Here is a 19423-nt window from a genome sequence, read left to right as displayed (position 1 = left end):
TCCCACGCCTTACGGCGCGGGCCCCTCCCTCTCTCTCAGAGAGAGGGGTCAAAAATCCGCCCCCTACCGCCGCGCCACCACGAACAGCCGCGTGAACGGCAGCAGCGTGATCCCATCCGCCCGCCTGGGATAATCCACCGCCAGCCGCGCCCGCCAGGCGCTCAGGAACGCCGCCGTCTCGGCGCCGTCCAGCCGCTCCAGATACGGCCGCAGGCTGGTGCCCGAGGTCCAGTCGATGATCGGGTCCTCGCCCTCCAGGGCGTGGACATAGGTCGTCGCCCAGACGTCGAGGTCGGACGCCAGCGATGAAAGCCAGTCGTGATAGGCGCGGGGGTCGTGGCCCGGCCGCACGCCGTCCAGGTCGGCCAGCTTGCCGGCCCACGGCCCGTCGGCGGCGACCTCGCGCAAGCTGCGCCGCCAGCCGGCGTCCTCGACCTGCGGGATCTGGCAGGCCAGCACCCCGCCGGGCGCCAGGCTGTTCAAGAGACGCGGGAACAGCGTCTCGTGGCCGTCCAGCCACTGCAGGGCCGCGTTGGTGAAGATCAGGTCGGGCGGGATCTGCGGCGCCCACGCATCGATGTCGCCCAGGATCCAATCGACGTCCGCCCCCTGCCCCTTGGCGCGGGCCAGCATCTCCGGGCTCGAATCCAGGCCGTGGACCACCGCCTCGGGATGGCGCGCGGCCAGCAGGGCGGCGTGCTCGCCGGGGCCGCAGCCCAGGTCCCAGATCTCACGCGGGGCCAGATCGCGGGGAATCTTCAGCATCAGGTCGAGGGCGGGGCGGTCGCGATAGGCGCGATAGCGGGAATAGACGTCTGGATCCCAGGCGGGCATGGCGCGACTCGCTGCGACAATTCGCGCGCGACCATGACGGCCCGCGACCGTTTTGTCGCATATGAAACTATCTCCGGCGTTCCTATCTTTACCAACAACGGGCGCCGCTACCGGCGCCGTCTTGGACAAGGAACCACCGCCGTGACCCGCATCGCCGCTTCCGCCGCCTCCGCCCAAGCCCAGCGCCCCCGCGCCGTGGCCCTGGCCGCGCGCGTGAACGGCCCCCGGGTGGCGGCGCTGGCGCTCAATCTGGGTCTCTGGTCCCTGATCCTCCTGGCCTGGCGCGCCCTCTAGCCAGCCCCAGGAGGTGCGGCCCCGGATCGTGCATTGTCCCCCCTTTGCGCGGTCCGGGGTTGCTCCCCCCCCTTGTCGACGAAAAAGCCTAGTCGGTGACGACCCTGCACTCGACCACCCGGCCGTCCGGGCCGAGCTTCAGCACCAGCCATTCGGAATCGATGCCGAACAGCCCCCGCTCGTTCCCCAGCCAGTAGACCAGGTCCTGGTCGGCGAAGTAGTCGGTCTTGGTCGGCTCGCCCAGCAGGTCCACAACCTCCGCCCGCGTCCGCCCCTCCAGCCTGTGGGTCAGCAGCAGCGCGCTGACCATGGTGACGCGCTGGTCCATCCGCGCCGGATCCTTCCAGCGCGCCTGGCTGAACAGCCGCACCGGCAGATAGCCCGTCATCCAGGCGCCGGCGGCCGTGACCGCCAGGACCAGGCCGAGGAAGACGCCCAGGCAGCCGTGCAGGGCGGGTTTTCGCGGGGCGGGTCGGTTTTCGCTCATGCCCCCGCATAGCACGCGCATGCGACACCGCGCCTCTTGCCAACGGCGCGCGCTCACCCAACCTTAGTCTTGCGTCAGGGTGTGACGCGCAGCCGAAAGGAGGTGACCCAGTGTCTCATTTGTCGAAAGCGAATGCGCTGGAAAGCTCCGTGAAGATCGAAGGTCTGAACTGACCCCAGCGCTTTAGCGGACAAATGCCGTCTTTCGGTCGTGCATCAGCACAGGCCGACGAGCGGATCGGAAGCCTCGGACCCACGTCCGGGGCTTCTTTCGTTTCAGGCTTCAGGCTTTGAAGGAAATCTGACAGCCCGACACGGGCGTCACGGCCCGCGTCGCGGGCGAAAGTCGAGACTCGCCAGGCGCTTTGACGCCCAGGCGAGCCCCCCCATTGAATGGATCGTCCGCCTCCCTGCGGGACGCGGACGAGGAAGTCGGGCGTGCTCGCAACCCCTTGCGAAACTCGCCCATGCGACAGCGTCGGTTACGGCACAAAAACACAAAGCCGAGAACGCCGTCATTTATCGCTGGTAACAAAAGACCGCTCAAAGACACCGGTGTCGTCGCGGGTGGCGTCGGGCCGTGAACTGACCCTGGAAGACGCCGTCGAAACGGACCGGTGGAAAACTTGTCCCTCCCTGCTGCCTACCCCGTACAGCCGGCGGCGAGGGCGGAGCGAGCGAAGGGACCAAGCGGGCGGATTGCCATCTTCTGTCGTCTCCTCTCGATCCGATCTTGTCGTCGGCCGGGCGCGCGGACGCGCCGAATGTCGACACGATGAGCAGGATTAGCGCCAAAATCAAGCACTAATCCCGATTGTTGCGAGAGCATTCCATCATGTGGGAACACAGTGCTTTAATTGTCACATAATTACGGGCAGCCCCCGACTCGGTGGGAAATTATCTCCGCGACGTTGACTCTTTGCGTCAGCTTGGAAATGGATGGATCGCGCCCGTAGCAGAGACCAAAGGTCCGCGGCGAGCGACAGACCGCCTCATAGAAGCGACGCCGCGTGTACGCTCACGCCAGGCTCGCACCGGATCGAGAAAGACAAGCGACACGGGACCGCCATCGGCGTCCGTCGTCGCCAGGCAGGCCCCACCCCGTGCTCGCCGCCAGGACGTCCGCCCGCGCATGCCGCCGGGCGCCGCCTCTCGTTCCCCTCCCATCGCCGCGGCCAAGGCCCGGACGCCTCCGATTCGACTGCCGGTCATCGTCGGACGCGCCCATCGCCCTGGCCTCCATCACAGCAAATCGGCCGGCCGCGCCGCATGGCGCCGCACGGCCCGAAAGACAGGGCGGAAACGCCCTCGCACTTGGAGGAATACTATGAAGGTCGACAGCAAGATCCGGCGCGAAGCCGGGCTGATGCGCACCACGGGGATGACCGCCATCCTGCTGATGATCGGCGGCGGCGCCGCCTTCGCGCAAACGACGCCCGCGCCGGCCCCCGCCCAGGCCGCGGCCGACTCCAACGTCGAGAACGCCGTCGAGGAGATCGTCGTCGTCGGCACCCGCGCCAGCCTGCAGTCGGCCATGAGCCGCAAGAAGCGCGCCGGCACCGTCTCCGACTCGATCGTCGCCGAAGACATCGGCGCCTTCCCCGACAAGAACGTCGGCGAGGCCCTCGGCCGCGTCACCGGCGTGCAGCTGGCCCGCGACTTCGGTGAAGGCAACGCCGTCTCGATCCGCGGCGTCGAGCCCGACCTCAACCGCGTCGAGATCAACGGCGTCAGCGCCCTGTCGACCGCCAGCAACCTGTCGGTCTACGGCGGCGGCGGCCGCTCGAACGACTTCCGCGAACTGCCGTCGGAAATGGTCAAGTCGATCGACGTCTTCAAAGGCTTCACGGCCGACATGACCGAAGGCGGCGTCGGCGGCACGGTCTCGGTGACCACCCGCAAGCCGCTGGACTTCAAGAAGCCGACCCTGTCGTTCACCGCCTCGGCGCAGAACCTCGACACCCTGCCCGGCTGGAAGCCGCGCACCAGCGTGTTCGGCGCCACCCAGCTGTTCGACGGCCGCCTGGGCCTGATGGGCAACGTCAACTACGACCGCGTCCTGACCCGCGGCGACTTCGTCGACAACAACGCCTGGGCCCTGCTCGGCGACTTCGACAACTCGGCTGAAAAGACCCTCGACTACTACAGCCAGACCTACGGCCGCGCCGTCAGCGACTACATCTCCGGCATCCAGACCGAAGCCGGCTGCGCCACGGCCGTCACGCCCGACGCCTCGCTGCTGACCACCGCCCAGACCCGCACCGCCTGCGAAAGCCAGTGGTACGACTACAGCCCGCGCGTGCCGCGCTACCGCGTCTGGACCCGCGACGACACCCGCACCTCGGCCGAGTTCACGGCCCAGTACAAGTTCACCGACAACCTGACCGCCTTCGTCACCTACCAGAAGAACAAGCGCGAACAGGTTCTCAACGACATCAACTACGGAACGGGCCTGACCAACCTCGACCCGCTGAACCGTTCGGCCAATAGCTGCGCTCGCGTCACGGCGGCCACGGCTCAGAACGTCCCGGGCGTGAAGGTCGACGCCAACCACCAGGTCACCGAATACGTCGTCGGCGACTGCCTGACGACGGCCAACCGCGGCGGCAACAACGCCTTCAGCATCTCGTCGCGCGACTTCAAGCAGACCAACGATTCCGACTACATCACCTTCGGCGCCAACTTCCAGAACGACCGCTGGAAGATCGATTTCGTCGGCGCCCGCGGCAAGACCAAGACCCTGAACCTGACCAACAACGCCTCGGTGTCGTACAACACCCCGGGCCTGAAGGTCACAATCGACCCGAACAACGGCTCGGCCCCGGTCTTCACCTTCGCCGACGGCTTCAGCCCGGCCGACGCCGCCGCCGTCAACCAGTGGCAGATCCAGTACCGTCCGTCGGACTCCAAGAACACCGAGGACCAGTACAAGATCGACTTCGAATACCGCGCCGACCTGCCCTTCCTGAAGAGCGTCAAGTTCGGCGGCCGCTATTCGAACGCCGAGACGGGCGGCTACGGCTACGGCGGCTTCATCGTCAGCGGCGGCGCCAACCTGGCCAGCAACCTCGACGACACGGTGATCTACGCCAACTCGGTCAACTCGACGGCCACCGTGGTCAACGGCCAGGCCGCAGACCAGACCGCCGCGATCCTGGGCAACGCCTACCAGACCACCTACTGGAACTCGACCGAGACCTGGTCGCGCGCCTTCTCGAACGCCCTGTTCGCCCAGGCCATGGTCGACCTGCCGGACAACTTCTACTACGGGGGCTCGGGCCTGCCGAACAGCTGGAAGTATCCGTCGTTCAAGGCGATCTCCCAGTACCTGGATACGTCGCACTTCAACCTGGACAACCTGTACACGACCACCGGCAACGACGGTAAGACGTACAACCAGATCCCGTACGCCGTCACCGAGAAGAGCGACGCCCAGTACATCCGTCTGGACTACGGCTTCCCGCTGCTGGGCCGCGACATCATCGGCAACTTCGGCGTCCGCCGCGTCCACACCCAGACGACGGCCGCCGGCCAGTACACCCGTCGCGAGACCCGTCTGGTCAACGGCGTGGCCTCGACCGCCGTGGTGGCCAACACCCTGACGTCGATGACCAAGGACTACACGGTCTATCTGCCCAGCTTCAACATCCAGGGCTGGCTGATCGACAACCGTCTGAGCGCGCGCTTCGGCTTCGCCCAGCTGATGGCCCGCCCGCTGGTCAACTACCTGATGCCCAGCATGACCTGCACCATCAACTACACCAACGACGGCACCTCCGACGACGGTCCCGACAGCTGCGACGCCGGCAACCCGGCGCTGAAGCCATACCGCGCCAACCAGTACGACCTGTCGTTCGAATGGTACCCCGACAGCGACACCCAGCTGTCGGCGGGCTTCTTCTACAAGGACATCCGTTCGTTCTACCTGTCCTCGCGCTCGAACCTGGGCCAGCAGGACGTGTTCGGCGACGGCACCCTGTACTTCTACAACACCTACGTGAACGGCGACGGCGCCAAGATCTCGGGCGTCGAACTGACGGCCAAGACCGCCTTCACCTGGCTGCCGGGTCTGCTGTCGGGCCTCGGCGCCGACGTCAACTACACCTACCAGAAGGCCTCTGACGTGGGCGTCTTCAGCGGCGTCGATGGCTCGGCCCTGCCCTATCCGGGCCTGTCCAAGAGCAGCTACAACGCCACCCTGTGGTACGAGAAGGGCCCGATCAGCGCCCGCCTCGCCTACAACTACCGCTCGGGCTACCTGCTCACCGCCTCCGACACCCTCGGCCAGCCGGTGTTCAAGGACGCCACGGGCTATCTCGACGGCAAGTTCACCTGGCGTCCGGGCCCGCAGGGCCTGTCGCTCTTCGTCGAAGGCAAGAACCTGACCAAGGAAGACGAATCCAGCTGGGCCGGCGACACCCGCCTGATCAACAGCAACTACTCGGGCCGCCGCTTCTTCGTCGGCGCCTCGTACAAGTACTGAGAAGCGTGGCAGCCGAAAGTGTAAGCGGTTTCGGCGCCCGCCACGCGCCAACATTAAAATAGGCAGACTCACGCTCGGCGTGACGCGCCGCTCCGGGAAACCGGGGCGGCCTTTTCTTTGGTCCGGATGCGAACGGCGACGGGGCGCGGCCCGGCGAACAGGCGGAAGGCCAGGAGCAAGGCGAACGCCGTCGCCACGCAGGCGGCGGCGGTGATGAACAGGAAGGTCATGAAGGGTCTTTCTTGATGCGGCCGGGCGCCCGCGCCGTCTTGGCGGGACGCCCGGCCTGACGACCCGAAGGCCTAGCGGTCGTCGCGAACGTCGCCGCTGATGCTGTCGCTCAGCCGATCCAGCCGCGCGGTGATGATCGCCCGGCCCCTGGGACCCAACGCGCCCTGGCGGGTGCGCAGCGACTGTTCCTGTCGCTCGATCGCGGCCAGGGTTCGCGTCGCCTGGCGCGCCTCGCCCCGGCTCAGACGGCCGCTATAGGCGCCGCGGTTGATACGCTCGGCCAATTGGGCCTGACGGTCGTCGATGCTCAGCGGGCGCCCATCCATGGAGTACCGGCCGCTGGGATATTGGCCGGCGGGATAGTCGACGCGCCGGGCGCGCCCGTCCGTCGAGATCCAGGCGCCGCGAGCGTCGTAGTAGCCGACCGTCTCGCCGCGCACCCAGCGCCCCCTGTCGTAGTAGCCGGGCTGGGGATCGGCGATCCAGGCGCCGCTGGCGTCACGCCGTCCGCTCGCCTGGCCGGCCATCCAGCGCCCATCGGCGTCGTAGCGGCCCGTCGCGGGGCCCGAAATCCAACGCCCGGAGCGGTCGTAATAGCCCGAGGCCGTCGCATCGACCCACTGGCCGCCCCGACCGTAATAGCCTTGGGCCGAGGCGGGCGCCCACAGGCCGTCGGCGTAGTAGCCGGCCGTGTCGGCGTCGGCGCTCGCCTGCACCCATCGCCCGTTCTCGGCATAGTAGCCGCGCGGGGCGCCAGCGACCCATTCGCCGCTGCGGTCGAAATAACCGGCGGCCTGGCCGCGAGCGACGGCGTTGGCGTGCCACGCGCCTTGATTGTCGTAATAGCCGTAGGCCCGGGCGCAGTCCGCTCCGCCTGCTCCGCCCTTGGCCATCTGATTGCCGATCAGCGCGCCGGCGACGCCGCCGATCACCGCGCCCTTGCCGCGATCGTCGCGGCCCGCCACGGCCGCGCCCGCCACCGCGCCAAGACCGGCGCCGGCGACCGTTCCGGCCACGCGGTTGCTCTGCCGCTGCTCGCAGGTCTGTTGAGCGAGCGCGACGGTGGGGATCAAGGCCGCGGCGCAGGCGCCGGCGACCAGAGTTTGAATACGCATTGTATGGGGTTCCTTGGGATGAGACAGGCTCTTCCCGACAGCCCCATATGGTTATGCGCCACACAATATTCAATTATGCGCGGAAATTATTCCTCAAATATTATATAGCTTCACCTTGGATACAAGACATTTAAAAATATTTATCTCCAAAAAACGAACGAGAATTTTCCATCACGCCGACATTGTCTTTATCTATTTTATGGAGAAACGGCTGAACCATCGCCGTGTTCGCACGCTCTTCAATAGGCGCCCTATAGGCGCCCAACCCGATGCGAGCCTCACGCGAAAGGATGCGCCATGCCGGCCTTCGAAGAGTCGCTTGAAGTCGTCCTCGGCTATCTCGACCATCCTCCGATCGAGGGAACGCTGGAAGACGCCGCCTTCCTGGCCGCGCTGGACCATGTCCTGACGGCGTCCATTCCAGAGGAAGACGAGGATGCCGAAGACATCCTCCCCCTGGACGACGACCTGCGCTCGCGGCTCGAAGCGGCGGCCCATCGCCGCCACGCGTCCCATCCGTTCGGCGAGCATCCCGGCGGCATCGGCCCGACGCTGGGCATGGACCTGCGCCTCAAGCGTCCGCATTAGCGGCCCACAACCGCCAAGCCGCGACCACACACGCTCGGGAATAAACGCCCGATTGGCAGAACGCCGGTTTCCGAATAGCCTCACTTGCAGGTTCGGAAGGGGGCTTTCGATGCCGTATCGGCGCGCGCACTTCTACGTCCTGGCGATCTTCCCGCTGGCCGTGCTGGCCTTCTGGCCGGCCTACCTGTCGCAGGTCTCCACGGCCTCGATCGATCTTCACGCCCACGGGATCACCGCCACCTTGTGGCTCGCCCTTCTGGTCGCTCAGAGCGCCCTGATCCACGGCGGAAACCGCGCCACGCACCGCACGCTCGGCTTCTGCAGCCTGGCGCTCTTCCCCCTATTCCTGGCCGGCGGCTCGGGGATCTTCCTGGGCATGGCCCGCCGCCTGGTCGCCAACGTCTCGCCGTTCTACGACCTCTACGCCGCGCGCCTGGCCTGGCTCGACATCGTCGCCGTCGCCGGCTTCGCCTGGTTCTATCACCAGGCCCTCGCCCGCCGGCGCACGATCGGCGCGCACGCCGGCTACATGCTGGCCACCAGCATCTTCCTGCTGCCGCCGATCCTGGGCCGCCTGGCGCCGATCCTACCGCCCCTGGCCATCGCCGGCCCGCAGGACTTCTGGAAGCTGGGCGTCGGCTTCCAGCTGGCCAACGCGGTCACCGCCGCCATCGCCCTCGTCGTCGCCCTCCGCGCCGGACGCGACGGCCGCCCCTTCGCGCTCGCCGCCCTGCTGACCGCGCTCGGCGCCGTGCTCTTCCAGTTCGCCGGCCCGCTGCCGGCCTGGCGCGCCCTCTTCGTCCGCGCCGCCGACCTGCCGCCCCTGCCCTTCGCCCTGGCCGCCGCCATCGCCGGCTGCGTCATCGCCTACGCCGGCTGGCGGGCGGGAGAAGAGGTGCTGCCCAAGAGCGCGGCGACGGCCTGATCCCCCACACTCCGTACAATCCCCGCGAAAGCGGGGACCCAGGCTTTTTCTGCCACCTGCTGCGCTCGACGATAAAACACCTGGGTCCCCGCTTTCGCGGGGATTTTACGGGTTTAAGGGGGGACGGATCCCAGTATCCCACCTCTCCCGCCTACAACCCCTTGAAATCCCTACGCCCGACTCCCCTCCATCCGACGCCGCTCAGGCCGGCGCATAATCACCAGGTCTCGAGGCGATGGGGAGGGCGCGCGGCCAGCGACCTTCGCGGCTTCGGGATGCGATCGAGCGGGACTGGGGCGGATTGGGAAGATCCGTCGCGTCCGGGACCTGGCGCTGGCCAGACCCGCCCGCCGTCGGCTTGGGCGAGGATTACAGAGTCCCCCTCTCCTCGTCGCCGCTAGAAAGGGAAACCTCGAAGGCGGTCCTGGTAAGGCGTTAAGAGCGCCGCCGCCCGGGAAGCCGGCAGCCAAACGACCGCGCGGAGCGTCTAGGCTTCGTCGAAACGGTACACACAACAGCACCTCCGGGCGTGGCCCGGGCGCTCCGCTCCCTCCCCGCCCCGCGCGCCCTTCCGGCCCGCGGCCGTCGACGCACGCCAGGTGCAGTCCCTTCAGGAGCAAACCCATGGCCAGAGCCAAGGCGAGAGCCAAGCCCCGCCGCAAGCGCGACGACTACGTGCACATCCCGTTCATTCAGTTGGCGCCGCAGGACAAGAACCGCGTGAGGAGCGCCATGTACGATATCAGGATCGAATTCGCGGCCTGGCGCGCCGAGCACGGCATACCCGAAGACTGCACGAAGCCCTTGAAGCAGCTGCCGCCGCTCGGCCCCAGCCTGCAGGGAAAGATCGACTCGATCCTGCCGTGGTTCATCGAGCAGATCATCTGGGCCAACGGCGGCGATCCCCGCCGCGAAGGCCCCCTCGTCGAATACTGGCCGCGCCAGAAATCGCCCCCTCGCCCCAAATGGTGAAGGCGATAGACTGGGCGCGTCAGCAGCCCTCGGCAGGGAGATCCGCGGCATGGCCAGGCTCGTCTTCGGCATGAACCAGTCGCTCGACGGCTATGTCGACCACACGGGGTTCGCGCCCGGCCCCGTGCTCTTCCGCCACTTCATCGACCAGGCCCGCGAGCAGGCGGGCAGCGTCTACGGCCGCCGCCTCTACGAGATCATGGCCTATTGGGACGAGGAGCAGCCCGACTGGGGCGCGCCCGAACGCGAATTCGCCCAGGCCTGGCGCGCCCAGCACAAATGGGTCGCCTCCCGCACCCTGACCTCGGTCGGCCCCAACGCCACGCTGATCCAGGGCGACCTGGCGACCGCGATCGCCGACCTCAAGGCCCGGATCGACGGCGAGATCGAGGTCGGCGGCCCGAACCTGGCGCGCAGCCTCACTGACCTTGGCCTGATCGACGCCTACCGGATCTACCTGCACCCCGTCGTGCAGGGCGCCGGCACGCCCTACTTCGCCGCCGCCCGCCCCCGCCTGCGCCTCGTGGCGACAGACCGCATCGACGACGACGTGATCCGGCTGACCTACGAGCCGACCTAAGCCCCCACCAGCTCCCGGCCGATCAGGAACCGGCGGATCTCGTTCGTACCCGCGCCGATGTCGTAGAGCTTGGCGTCGCGCAGCAGGCGCTCCACCGGCCATTCCTTGGTGTAGCCGGCCCCGCCCAGGGCCTGGATGGCCTCCAGCGACACCTTCACCGCGTTCTCGGACGCCATCAGGATCGCGCCGGCCGCGTCGAAGCGGGTGGTCTTGCCCGCGTCGCACGCCCGGGCCACCGCATAGACGTAAGCCCGGGCCGAGTTCAGGGCCACGTACATGTCGGCGACCTTGCCCTGCATCAGCTGGAACGAGCCGATCGCCTGGCCGAACTGCTTGCGCTCGCGAACATACGGCAGAACGTAGTCGAGGCAGGCCTGCATGATGCCCAGGGGGCCGGCGCTGAGCACGGCGCGCTCGTAGTCGAGGCCGCTCATCAGCACCCCGACGCCGCCGCCCACCGGGCCCATGACGTTCTCCTCGGGGATCTCGCAGTCCTCGAACACCAGCTCCGCGGTGTCGCTGCCGCGCATGCCCATCTTGTCCAGCTTCTTGGAGACGCTGAAGCCCTTCATGCCCTTCTCGACGATGAAGGCGGTGATGCCCCGGCTGCCCTCCCCGGTCTTGGCGTAGACCACCAGCGTATCGGCGTGCGGCGCGTTGGTGATCCAGAACTTGGTCCCGTTCAGCACGTAGCGGTCGCCGACCTGCTCGGCCCGCAGCTTCATCGAGACGACGTCGGAGCCCGCGCCGGCCTCGCTCATCGCCAGGGAGCCCACATGCTCGCCGCTGATCAGTTTCGGCAGATAGCGCTGCTTCTGCTCGGGGCTCGCCCAGCGGCGGATCTGGTTGACGCAGAGGTTCGAGTGCGCGCCGTACGACAGGCCCACCGAGGCCGAGGCGCGGGAGATCTCCTCCATCGCCACCACGTGCTCGAGATAGCCCAAACCGAGGCCGCCGAACTCTTCCTCGACCGTGATGCCGTGCAGGCCAAGGTCGCCCATCGGGACCCACAGCTCGCGCGGGAAGGCGTTGGTCTCGTCGATCCGGGCCGCCAGGGGCGCGATCTTGTCGGCGGCGAAGCGGGCCGTGGTCTCGCGAATCGCGTCGGCCGTCTCGCCCAGGGCGAAGTCCATCGAGGGTGCGGTTTGCAGCGTCATGCGGCAACGCATAGCACAAACGCCCGCCGATCAACGAGACCGGCGGGCGTTCATGCTCTTTTCTTCGGCGATCCGGGGATCAACCCGGTCTTTTCGAAACCCCGTTCTTTGGAGCTCTCACTCGCCGTCGTCTTCGATATCCGGCCCGCCCAGCTTGCGCAGCAGCAGATAGGCCGAGACCGCAAAGCAGATCACGCCGATGACGCTGGCGCCCCAGCCGAACATGCGGATCGGGGTCAGGCCGGGATCCGAGGCCACCGACAGGTTCCACAGCACGCCGCCGCCGAACAGGGCCAGGCCCAGGAGGCCCAGGCTGACCAGCAGGCTGGCGCCGCCGAACACCGGCTGCTCGGGCGGGTTCAGCGGCACGTCCAGGGTCTGGATGTCGACCTCGGCGCCGCTGGTGGAGAAGCCGCCCAGATTGAACGGCGAGCGCGACGGCGCGGACTGCTCGAACAGGGTCGGCTCGGGCGCGGCGGGCGGCGGCGCGGGCGGATCGGGCACGAACAGCGGCGCCTGGGCCGGGACCGGCTCTTCCGGCGTCAGGCGGAACGGCTCCAGGGTCGGCGGGGCCTCGACGAGCGCGTGCAGCACCGGGGCCGGCTCGGCGGCGGCCACGACGGGCGCCGGCGGCGGCTCGGGCACGACCAGGTCTTCGACCGGCTTCACCGCCGGACGGGCGGGCTCGTCGGCCAGGATCTTCTCCAGGCGGGCGCTGACGCCGGCGGCGGCCAGTTCGGTGGCGCTGGGGCCGTCCTCTTCCGGGACGACCGGGGTCAGCGGCGTGACGATCGAGCCCGCGGCGCGCTCGGCCACGGCCTTGTCGCCCTCCAGGCGCGTCGAGACGGCGGCCGGAGTCTGCTTGGGAATGGCGCAGGTCGCGTCGTAATCGACCTTGGGCCGCAGCACGGGGCTGGGCGCGGGCACCCAGTGGCCGTCCGGCGGGGTCAGGAACAGGGTCTTCTCGGCGGCGCGGCGACGCACCAGGGCGTCGATGACGATCCGCTCGCCCTCGAAGTCGGCCTTGCGCCACATCTCCATGGCGCAGGCGGCCTGCAGCAGCGAGCCCTCGTTGATCCGGCGCAGCACGCCCGAACGGACGAAGTTCTCGGTCCCGATGTTGAACGCGAAGCAGGTCAGGGCGTCGAACTGGTTCTGGTTCAGCGGCGCATAGCTGTTTTCGTTCACCGCGTGGGCCACGGTGATCAGGTCGTAGAGCAGCAGGGCCTCGGCGTCCTGTTCCGAGACGGTCGCGCCGCCCCGGGCGGTCAGGGTATGCCCGTAGCCGATCGTCCAGCGCCCGTCGGGCAGCTGGGCGGCTTTCTGCCGATAGCCTTCGAACCTCTTGATGAGATCGACGGCGGCGCGGGAGACCTGATGACGCGGCTTCATCGCGAGTTGACCCAATTTGAAACGCAGGCGGATGCCCTCGCCCGGTCCCGCGCAAGACCGGCGCCGTTTCTTAAGGTTCAGGTAAGGAAATTTAGCCGGGGATCAGTTGAACAGCAGCGCCGCAATCAGCAGCACCGAGAAGAAGCCCGCGAAGTCGGTCAGGAAGGTCACGAAGATCGACGACGACACCGCCGGGTCCCGGCCCATCTTCTCCAGCGCCAGCGGCGCCAGGATGCCGCCGACGGCGGCGGTGAAGATGTTGGCGACCAGGGCCAGGGCCACGGTCAGCGAGAGCTTGGGATTGTCATAGAAGACATAGACCGCCGCCCCCATGACGATCGCCAGGGTCAGGCCGTTCATGACGCCCACCAGGAGCTCGCGGGTGATGATCCGCGAGGCGTTGGCCGCCGTCAGCTCCTTGCTCGACAGCGCCCGCACGGCGACCGCCAGCGTCTGGGTGCCGGCGTTGCCGCCCAGCGACGAGACGATCGGCATCAGCACGGCCAGGGCCACCAGCTTGGAGATCTCTTCCTGGAAGAGCGCGATGCCGGAAACCGAGATCGTCGCCGTCAGCAGGTTCAGCAGCAGCCACGGCAGGCGCGAGCGCACGATCTCCACGACGCTGGCGTCGCGGCCGACGTCCGACACGTTGGCCAGGGCGAGGATGTCTTCCTGCGCCTCCTCGCGGATGACGCCGACGATGTCGTCGACGGTGATCTGGCCCACCAGCCGCCCGCCGGCCTCCACGACCGGGGCGCTGATCAGGTGATACTTGTCGAAGATGTAGGCCACCTCCTCCTGGTCCATGTCGACGGTGATCTCGGTCACCGGCTCCATGATCTCGGCCAGGGGGGTCTCCAGCTTGCTGGTCAGCAGCAGGCTGATCGGCAGGGCGCCGACCGGGGTGAACGACGGGTCGACCACATAGACGTCGAAGAACAGCTCCGGCAGGCTCTCGCCCGACTGGCGCACGTGCTCGATCGTGTGGCCTACGGTCCAGAACTGCGGCGCGGCCAGGAACTCTCGCTGCATCAGGCGGCCGGCGGTCTCGTCCTCGTAGGACAGCGTCGTCTCGATGGCCGCCCGGTCGGTCTCGCCCATGGCCGCCAGCACCTGGAAGCGCTTGGTGTCATCCAGGTCGTCGATGACGTCGGCGGCGTCGTCGGTGTCCAGTTCCTCCAGCGCGCGGGCCAGGGTGACCGACGGGGTCGCCTCCAGCACCTCCTCGCGGATATTGTCCTCCAGCTCGGCGATGATCTCGCCCAGGGCCTGGGGATCGAGGACCGGGATGACCTCCTCGCGATAGGCGGCCGACAGGAAGCCCATCAGGTCGGCGACGTCGGCGGGATCCAGCGCCCCGACCAGCTCGGACAGGCGCGCGGTGTCGCCGCGATCGGCCGCGTCGACCACCATCTCCACATAGTCGGGATTGAGGGCGTAGTCGTCGCCGAGCGCCAGGTCCTCGAGATCCTCGACGACTTCGGGCTCGGGAATGGAGAGGGCGTGGCGCGCGTCTTCGCTCAGGTCGGCTGTTTCCCGGGTCATGGGGACCTCCTGAAGTGCGCGCGCGTGATCCGAATGATTGAAAGCCTAAGCTCGGCGGGCGGTTGCCCGGAAACCTTGGCCGAAAAATGGTTAGAGCGCGGAAGGCGATTCGGAAACCGATGCCTGCCGCGCTCTACGCAAGTTCACCTGGTGCGGTCGAGAAGACTCGAACTTCCACGGGTTGCCCCACAGCGACCTCAACGCTGCGCGTCTACCAATTCCGCCACGACCGCTCGTGGTGAGGCGCGGCAGGTAGCAAACTGAATCGGCTTTGGGAAGAGGAGAGTTACGACTTGCGCGCCATTGCCACGCCGACGCCGGGTTTATCTGGGGATAGCCGCGAGCTTGCGCAGTTTTTCGGGCTCGCCGTCGCCGATCTTGAGGATCAGGCCGCCCTTCACGAACCGCCCGGTGACCGGCAGGCTGTGGGGCGAGGGCCGGCCGTTCTGGTCGACGCTCTGGATGACATAGGTGAAAGAGAGTCGATCGCCCTCGATCTTCGCCGGGAAGACCTGGGATCCGTTGCACCAGCCTTCGCAGAGCTCGAAGTCCACGGTCGGCCGCGGCCCGGTCTTCACCGTGAGCCGGGCGCCGACATAGTCGTCGGCTTCGTCGATATAGCGAAGATTGTCGTACCGGCCCGCATGGTCCGGCGCGGCATGGGCCGAGGCGGCGGCGAAGACGACGGCGCAGGCGAGTACGGATCGAAGCGTGACCATGGCGCGCAGCTTGGCTTCGAAGCCCCGCCCCGGCAACGTCCCTTAGGCGCCGCCCGCCATGTAATCGTAGACGTCGGCCGGCCCCGTCACCTGGATGGCGATGCGATCGTCGTTGATCTGGATTTCGCCCCGGGCGATCGGATGATTGTTGGCCAGGATCCAGACCTCGTCGTTGGTCTTGGCGTCCAGCGGGATCACCGCGCCGCGGCCCATGCGCAGCAGTTGCTGCATCGGCAAGATCGACCGGCCGAGCAGAACCGAGATCTCGACATTGACGGCGTTGACCTGGCTCACGAACTAAGGCCCCTGGAACTGAAATTGCCGATGGCGGAAAAGCCCGCGCCTCGGCTCATGCAAGACTAAGGCCGCATGCTTGATCGCCCGTTAAACCTTGAAGATAAAGACCTTCCCGATTTGTCACGCCCCGACGGCCTGGCGGCGGGGTGGGCAGTTTCGACCGGTTACGTGCCCTACCCGGCAGCTGTCGCCGCCATGGAGGCCCGTGCGGCCGCCATCGCCGACGGCTCGGCGGGCGAACTGATCTGGCTTCTGGAGCATCCGCCGCTCTACACCGCCGGCGTTTCGGCCAAGACCTCCGACCTGCTGGAGCCCGAGCGCTTCCCCGTCTTCGAGAGCGCCCGCGGCGGCCAGTTCACCTATCACGGCCCCGGCCAGCGCGTGGCCTACGTGATGCTCGACCTGACCCAGCGCGGCCGCGACGTCCGAGCCTTCGTCGCGGCGCTGGAGGCCTGGATCATCGACGCCCTGGGCGCTTTCAACGTCGTCGGCGAGATGCGCGAGGGCCGCGTGGGCGTCTGGGTCGAGCGCAAGGGCGCGGGCTGGTCGCGCGAGGACAAGATCGCCGCCATCGGCGTCAAGCTGCGCCGCTGGGTCAGCTTCCACGGGATCAGCCTGAACGTGGAGCCGGACCTGTCGCACTTCTCGGGAATCGTGCCCTGCGGCCAGACAGAGCACGGCGTCACCAGCCTGGTGGACCTTGGCTTGCCGGTCACCCTCGACGAGGCCGACGAGGCCCTGAAGGCCAGCTTCCGCAAAGTGTTCGGGGCCGTGGAAGACGCCGACGCGCCGATCTAGATCGCGGGGGCCTTCAGGGGCGGCTGACCGTAGCGGTTCGCGCCCTGCTCGCCGCCCATGACGCCCAGCTCGACGATCGCCCAGACCAGGACGATGGCGAAGGCGAAGTCGAGGAAGTGCTGCGGGGTCGGCCAGACGGCGACCATGGCCGCCAGCACCAGGGCCGCCCACCAGCCCGACCGGCCGCGATCGTGCAGTCGCTTGGACAGCACGCAGGCGCCCGAATACAGCAGGGCCGAATAGACCAGCCAGCCGGTCAGCAGCCGCAGCACGTCGCCGGCGATGGCCTCATAGAGCACGGCCACGCCGATCAGTACGGCCGAGACGATCAGGAACGGCGTGCGCGCCAATCTGCCCGTGGAGGACAGGAACAGCTCCGCCCAATCGATCCGACCGTTCATGCTCGCCAAGGCTCCGCGACTCTCTTCGAGCGGAACCTAGGCGCAGCCGGCCGCGAGCGGAAGTCGCGGCGGCGTCACACCCCGGCTCGAAAACGCGCTCAGACTGTCAGGTTCAACGGCGCTTCGCCAAGACCCTTCGGGGACGGACCGAAACGGTTCGGGCCGGGCGCGCCGTCGATGAAGCCGAGATCGATGAGGCCCACGATCCAGCCGACGACGGGCACGAGCAGGCAAAACGCCGCCCACGGCCATCCCCGGTCGCGGTCATGGCAACGTTTGAGGGTGACGGCGACCACGCCCCAGATCACCACGGCCGCGACGGCCAGACCGACGGCGTCCCACGCCGGCGACAACAAGAGGGTAAAGCCCCCGAAGTGCGACACCAGCCAGGTGACGAGGTCCAACGACATCAGCAGAAGATAGAGCGCCAGGTTAAGCAGCCAGTAGTCGAGCCGACGGATGCGGCCCGAGAAGCCGAAAAACTTGTGCAGCGTGGTCATTGAATCGCCCCGAGCGGATCAACCTCGACGTGACCACATCGATCAGGAAAACTCCACCAGCACCTGGTCGGCGGCGACGGGATCGCCGGCCTTGGCGTTGACGGCCTTGACGACGGCGTCGCGCTCGGCGCGCAGGATGTTCTGCATCTTCATGGCCTCGAGCACGCAGACGATCTCGCCCTCGCGCACCTGCTGGCCGACGGCGACGTCCATCGAGACAACGAGGCCCGGCATCGGCGACAGCACCAGCTTGGAGGTGTCGGCCGGAGCCTTGGCCGGCAGCTTCTCGTGCAGCTCGGCGCTGCGGGCGGTGAGCACCAGCACCCGGGCCTTGGCGGCCCGGTGGCGGATGGTGAAGCCCTCGGCGGCCGGGGCGACCTCGGCGGTGAAGGCCTGGCCGTCCAGCTTGGCCCTGAAGGTCGCCAGGCCCGGCCGCCAGGCGATGTCGCTCAGGACGAGGCTGCGGCCTTCGTCGAGCAGGCTGACCGTCAGGCCCCGGTCGCTCTCCGCCTCGAACCGCACCCGGCGCTTGGCGTGGCCGACCACCACCGTCCAGTCGGTGCGCTTTGATCCGAGCCGCCGGGCCAGCACCCGCTGCAGGGCGCAGCCCGTGGCGGCCAGGATGTCCAGCTGGGCTGGCGTCGGCTCGGTCCCCGCGAAACCGTCGGGGAATTCGTCCTTGATGTAGCTGGTCGCCAGCTGGCCCGAGACGAAGCGCTCCTGATCCATCACCGCGGCCAGGAACGGCACGTTGTGGCTGGGGCCTTCGATGTGGAAGTCCTCCAGCGCCCGGGCCATGCCCGCCACGGCTTCAGTGCGGGTCGGGGCCCACGAACACAGCTTGGCGATCATCGGATCGTAGAACATCGAGATCTCGTCGCCTTCGCGCACCCCGGCGTCGTTGCGCACGAGATAGCCGTCCTTCTGGCCTTCCTCAGGCGGCGCATAGCGCACCAGCCGGCCGATGCTGGGCAGGAACTTGCGGTAGGGATCCTCGGCATAGATCCGGCTCTCGACCGCCCAGCCGTTAATCGACAGATCCTCCTGGCCGAACGCCAGCGGCTCTCCGGCCGCCGAGCGGATCATCTGCTCGACCAAGTCCAGGCCCGTGATCAGCTCGGTGACCGGATGCTCCACCTGCAGTCGGGTGTTCATCTCCAGGAAGTAGAAGCTCTTGTCCTGGCCGGCGACGAACTCGACCGTGCCGGCGCTGTCGTAGTTCACGGCCTTGGCCAGGGCCACGGCCTGCGCCCCCATGGCCGCGCGGGTCTCCGGATCCAAAAGCGGAGACGGCGCTTCCTCAATGACCTTCTGGTTCCGGCGCTGGATCGAGCATTCCCGCTCGAACAGGTGGACGACGGAGCCGTGCTTATCGCCCAGCACCTGGATCTCGATGTGGCGCGGGCTCTCGATGAACTTCTCGATGAAGATGCGGTCGTCGCCGAACGCCCCGGCGGCTTCCGCCCGCACGGCCGGGAAGCCTTCCTCGACGTCCTGGCGGTTCCACGCCACCCGGATGCCCTTGCCGCCGCCGCCGGCCGAAGCCTTGATCATCACCGGATAGCCGATGGTCTCCGACACCGAGAGCGCCTCGGCGACGTCGGCGATCTCGCCGATATGGCCCGGCACGCAGGACACTCCGGCGGCGGCGGCGAACTTCTTGCTCTCGATCTTGTCGCCCATCGCCGAGATCGCGCCGGGGTTGGGACCGATGAACACGATCCCTTCGTCGGCGCAGCGCTGGGCGAACTCGGCCTTCTCCGACAGAAAGCCGAAGCCCGGATGCACGGCTTGCGCGCCCGTCTGTTTGCAGGCGGCGATGATCTTGTCGGCCACCAGATAGCTCTGGGCGGCCGGCGAGGCCCCGATGTCTACGGCCTCGTCGGCCATCTCCACCGCCAGGCTGTCGGCGTCGGCGTCCGAGTACACGACCACCGTGGCGATCCCCAACCGCCGGCACGTCTTGATCACCCGCACCGCGATCTCGCCCCGGTTGGCGATCAGGATCTTCTTGAACATCGGCCCATCCCTGCGCGGCTTTTCGCCTTGTCCCTAGGCGTAACAGGCCAAGGCCGGTTTGCAACGCGGACGGCTCGCGCTAAAAGC

General features: G+C 67.8%; 19 protein-coding genes and 1 tRNA gene. 7 read left to right on the top strand and 13 right to left on the bottom strand.

All coding sequences use genetic code 11. The features are described 5' to 3' along the window. Positions 1-63 precede the first annotated feature (63 nt). Positions 64-834: a methyltransferase domain-containing protein gene (locus AC2YHT_RS24540; RefSeq protein WP_487292439.1), complete on the bottom strand. Its 771-nt coding sequence runs from the start codon at positions 832-834 to the stop codon at positions 64-66. Positions 835-975: 141 nt separating this feature from the next. Between AC2YHT_RS24540 and AC2YHT_RS24535 the strand changes: the two genes are divergently transcribed. Then, entirely contained in the window at positions 976-1128 is a 153-nt protein-coding gene (locus AC2YHT_RS24535) for a hypothetical protein (RefSeq protein WP_487292438.1), read from the top strand. An 88-nt stretch (positions 1129-1216) separates the two neighbouring features. On the opposite strand, the gene AC2YHT_RS24530 is transcribed toward AC2YHT_RS24535, so the two are convergent. Continuing rightward, complete coding sequence (locus tag AC2YHT_RS24530; RefSeq protein ID WP_487292437.1) at positions 1217-1615, bottom strand: hypothetical protein; 399 nt, start codon at positions 1613-1615, stop codon at positions 1217-1219. Between the two features lie 1326 nt (positions 1616-2941). On the opposite strand from AC2YHT_RS24530, the gene AC2YHT_RS24525 reads away from it, so the two are divergent. Continuing rightward, positions 2942-6097: a TonB-dependent receptor gene (locus tag AC2YHT_RS24525; RefSeq protein WP_487292436.1), complete on the top strand. Its 3156-nt coding sequence runs from the start codon at positions 2942-2944 to the stop codon at positions 6095-6097. A 68-nt stretch (positions 6098-6165) separates the two neighbouring features. On the opposite strand, the gene AC2YHT_RS24520 is transcribed toward AC2YHT_RS24525, so the two are convergent. Continuing rightward, positions 6166-6327, bottom strand: coding sequence for a hypothetical protein (locus tag AC2YHT_RS24520; RefSeq protein ID WP_487292435.1), 162 nt, complete (start codon positions 6325-6327; stop codon positions 6166-6168). 72 nt (positions 6328-6399) lie between these two features. After that, positions 6400-7443, bottom strand: coding sequence for a glycine zipper 2TM domain-containing protein (locus AC2YHT_RS24515; RefSeq protein WP_487292434.1), 1044 nt, complete (start codon positions 7441-7443; stop codon positions 6400-6402). Between the two features lie 297 nt (positions 7444-7740). Here AC2YHT_RS24515 and AC2YHT_RS24510 point away from each other — a divergent pair, with 297 nt between their 5' ends. The 4 genes from AC2YHT_RS24510 (at position 7741) to AC2YHT_RS24495 (ending at position 10508) form a co-directional block, all read left to right on the top strand. Next, a complete protein-coding gene (locus AC2YHT_RS24510; protein WP_487292433.1) occupies positions 7741-8031 on the top strand; it encodes a hypothetical protein in 291 nt (96 codons plus the stop codon). Positions 8032-8140: 109 nt separating this feature from the next. Next, positions 8141-8956: a hypothetical protein gene (locus tag AC2YHT_RS24505; protein ID WP_487292432.1), complete on the top strand. Its 816-nt coding sequence runs from the start codon at positions 8141-8143 to the stop codon at positions 8954-8956. Positions 8957-9580: 624 nt separating this feature from the next. Continuing rightward, complete coding sequence (locus tag AC2YHT_RS24500) at positions 9581-9928, top strand: hypothetical protein (protein ID WP_487292431.1); 348 nt, start codon at positions 9581-9583, stop codon at positions 9926-9928. Between the two features lie 49 nt (positions 9929-9977). Next, on the top strand, positions 9978-10508 hold the full coding sequence (locus AC2YHT_RS24495; protein WP_487292430.1) for a dihydrofolate reductase family protein: 531 nt from the start codon (positions 9978-9980) through the stop codon (positions 10506-10508). Here AC2YHT_RS24495 and AC2YHT_RS24490 read toward each other — a convergent pair. From AC2YHT_RS24490 to AC2YHT_RS24465, 6 genes are all read right to left on the bottom strand, one after another. Continuing rightward, positions 10505-11665, bottom strand: a complete 1161-nt coding sequence (locus AC2YHT_RS24490) for an isovaleryl-CoA dehydrogenase (protein WP_487292429.1) — start codon at positions 11663-11665, stop codon at positions 10505-10507. The genes AC2YHT_RS24495 and AC2YHT_RS24490 overlap by 4 nt on opposite strands. A 117-nt stretch (positions 11666-11782) precedes the next feature. Further along, positions 11783-13057 (bottom strand): lysozyme-family localization factor SpmX, encoded by a 1275-nt coding sequence (gene spmX, locus AC2YHT_RS24485; RefSeq protein ID WP_487292428.1) that lies wholly within the window; start codon positions 13055-13057, stop codon positions 11783-11785. Between the two features lie 102 nt (positions 13058-13159). After that, positions 13160-14602 (bottom strand): magnesium transporter, encoded by a 1443-nt coding sequence (gene mgtE / locus AC2YHT_RS24480; RefSeq protein WP_110121017.1) that lies wholly within the window; start codon positions 14600-14602, stop codon positions 13160-13162. A 148-nt stretch (positions 14603-14750) separates the two neighbouring features. After that, positions 14751-14835 (bottom strand) — tRNA-Leu (locus tag AC2YHT_RS24475). A 90-nt stretch (positions 14836-14925) separates the two neighbouring features. Next, the gene (locus tag AC2YHT_RS24470) at positions 14926-15321 is read right to left on the bottom strand and encodes a hypothetical protein (RefSeq protein WP_487292427.1); all 396 of its coding nucleotides are present in this window, start codon (positions 15319-15321) and stop codon (positions 14926-14928) included. A gap of 42 nt (positions 15322-15363) precedes the next feature. After that, a complete protein-coding gene (locus tag AC2YHT_RS24465; protein ID WP_058349571.1) occupies positions 15364-15615 on the bottom strand; it encodes a FliM/FliN family flagellar motor switch protein in 252 nt (83 codons plus the stop codon). A 75-nt stretch (positions 15616-15690) separates the two neighbouring features. Between AC2YHT_RS24465 and lipB the strand changes: the two genes are divergently transcribed. After that, positions 15691-16416: a lipoyl(octanoyl) transferase LipB gene (gene lipB / locus AC2YHT_RS24460; RefSeq protein ID WP_487292426.1), complete on the top strand. Its 726-nt coding sequence runs from the start codon at positions 15691-15693 to the stop codon at positions 16414-16416. Here lipB and AC2YHT_RS24455 read toward each other — a convergent pair. The 3 genes from AC2YHT_RS24455 to AC2YHT_RS24445 all read right to left on the bottom strand — a co-directional run bounded on the left by AC2YHT_RS24455 (position 16413) and on the right by AC2YHT_RS24445 (position 19336). Then, positions 16413-16817, bottom strand: coding sequence for a DUF805 domain-containing protein (locus AC2YHT_RS24455; RefSeq protein WP_487292425.1), 405 nt, complete (start codon positions 16815-16817; stop codon positions 16413-16415). The genes lipB and AC2YHT_RS24455 overlap by 4 nt on opposite strands. Before the next feature lie 98 nt (positions 16818-16915). Next, on the bottom strand, positions 16916-17317 hold the full coding sequence (locus AC2YHT_RS24450; RefSeq protein WP_487292424.1) for a DUF805 domain-containing protein: 402 nt from the start codon (positions 17315-17317) through the stop codon (positions 16916-16918). Between the two features lie 42 nt (positions 17318-17359). Continuing rightward, positions 17360-19336, bottom strand: a complete 1977-nt coding sequence (locus AC2YHT_RS24445) for an acetyl-CoA carboxylase biotin carboxylase subunit (protein WP_487292423.1) — start codon at positions 19334-19336, stop codon at positions 17360-17362. Positions 19337-19423 lie beyond the last annotated feature (87 nt).

The sequence above is a fragment of the Caulobacter sp. SRI_008 genome (assembly GCF_057586355.1).
The sequence above is the reverse complement of the archived record's forward strand: the minus strand, read 5'-3'. Positions and strand labels throughout refer to the sequence as shown.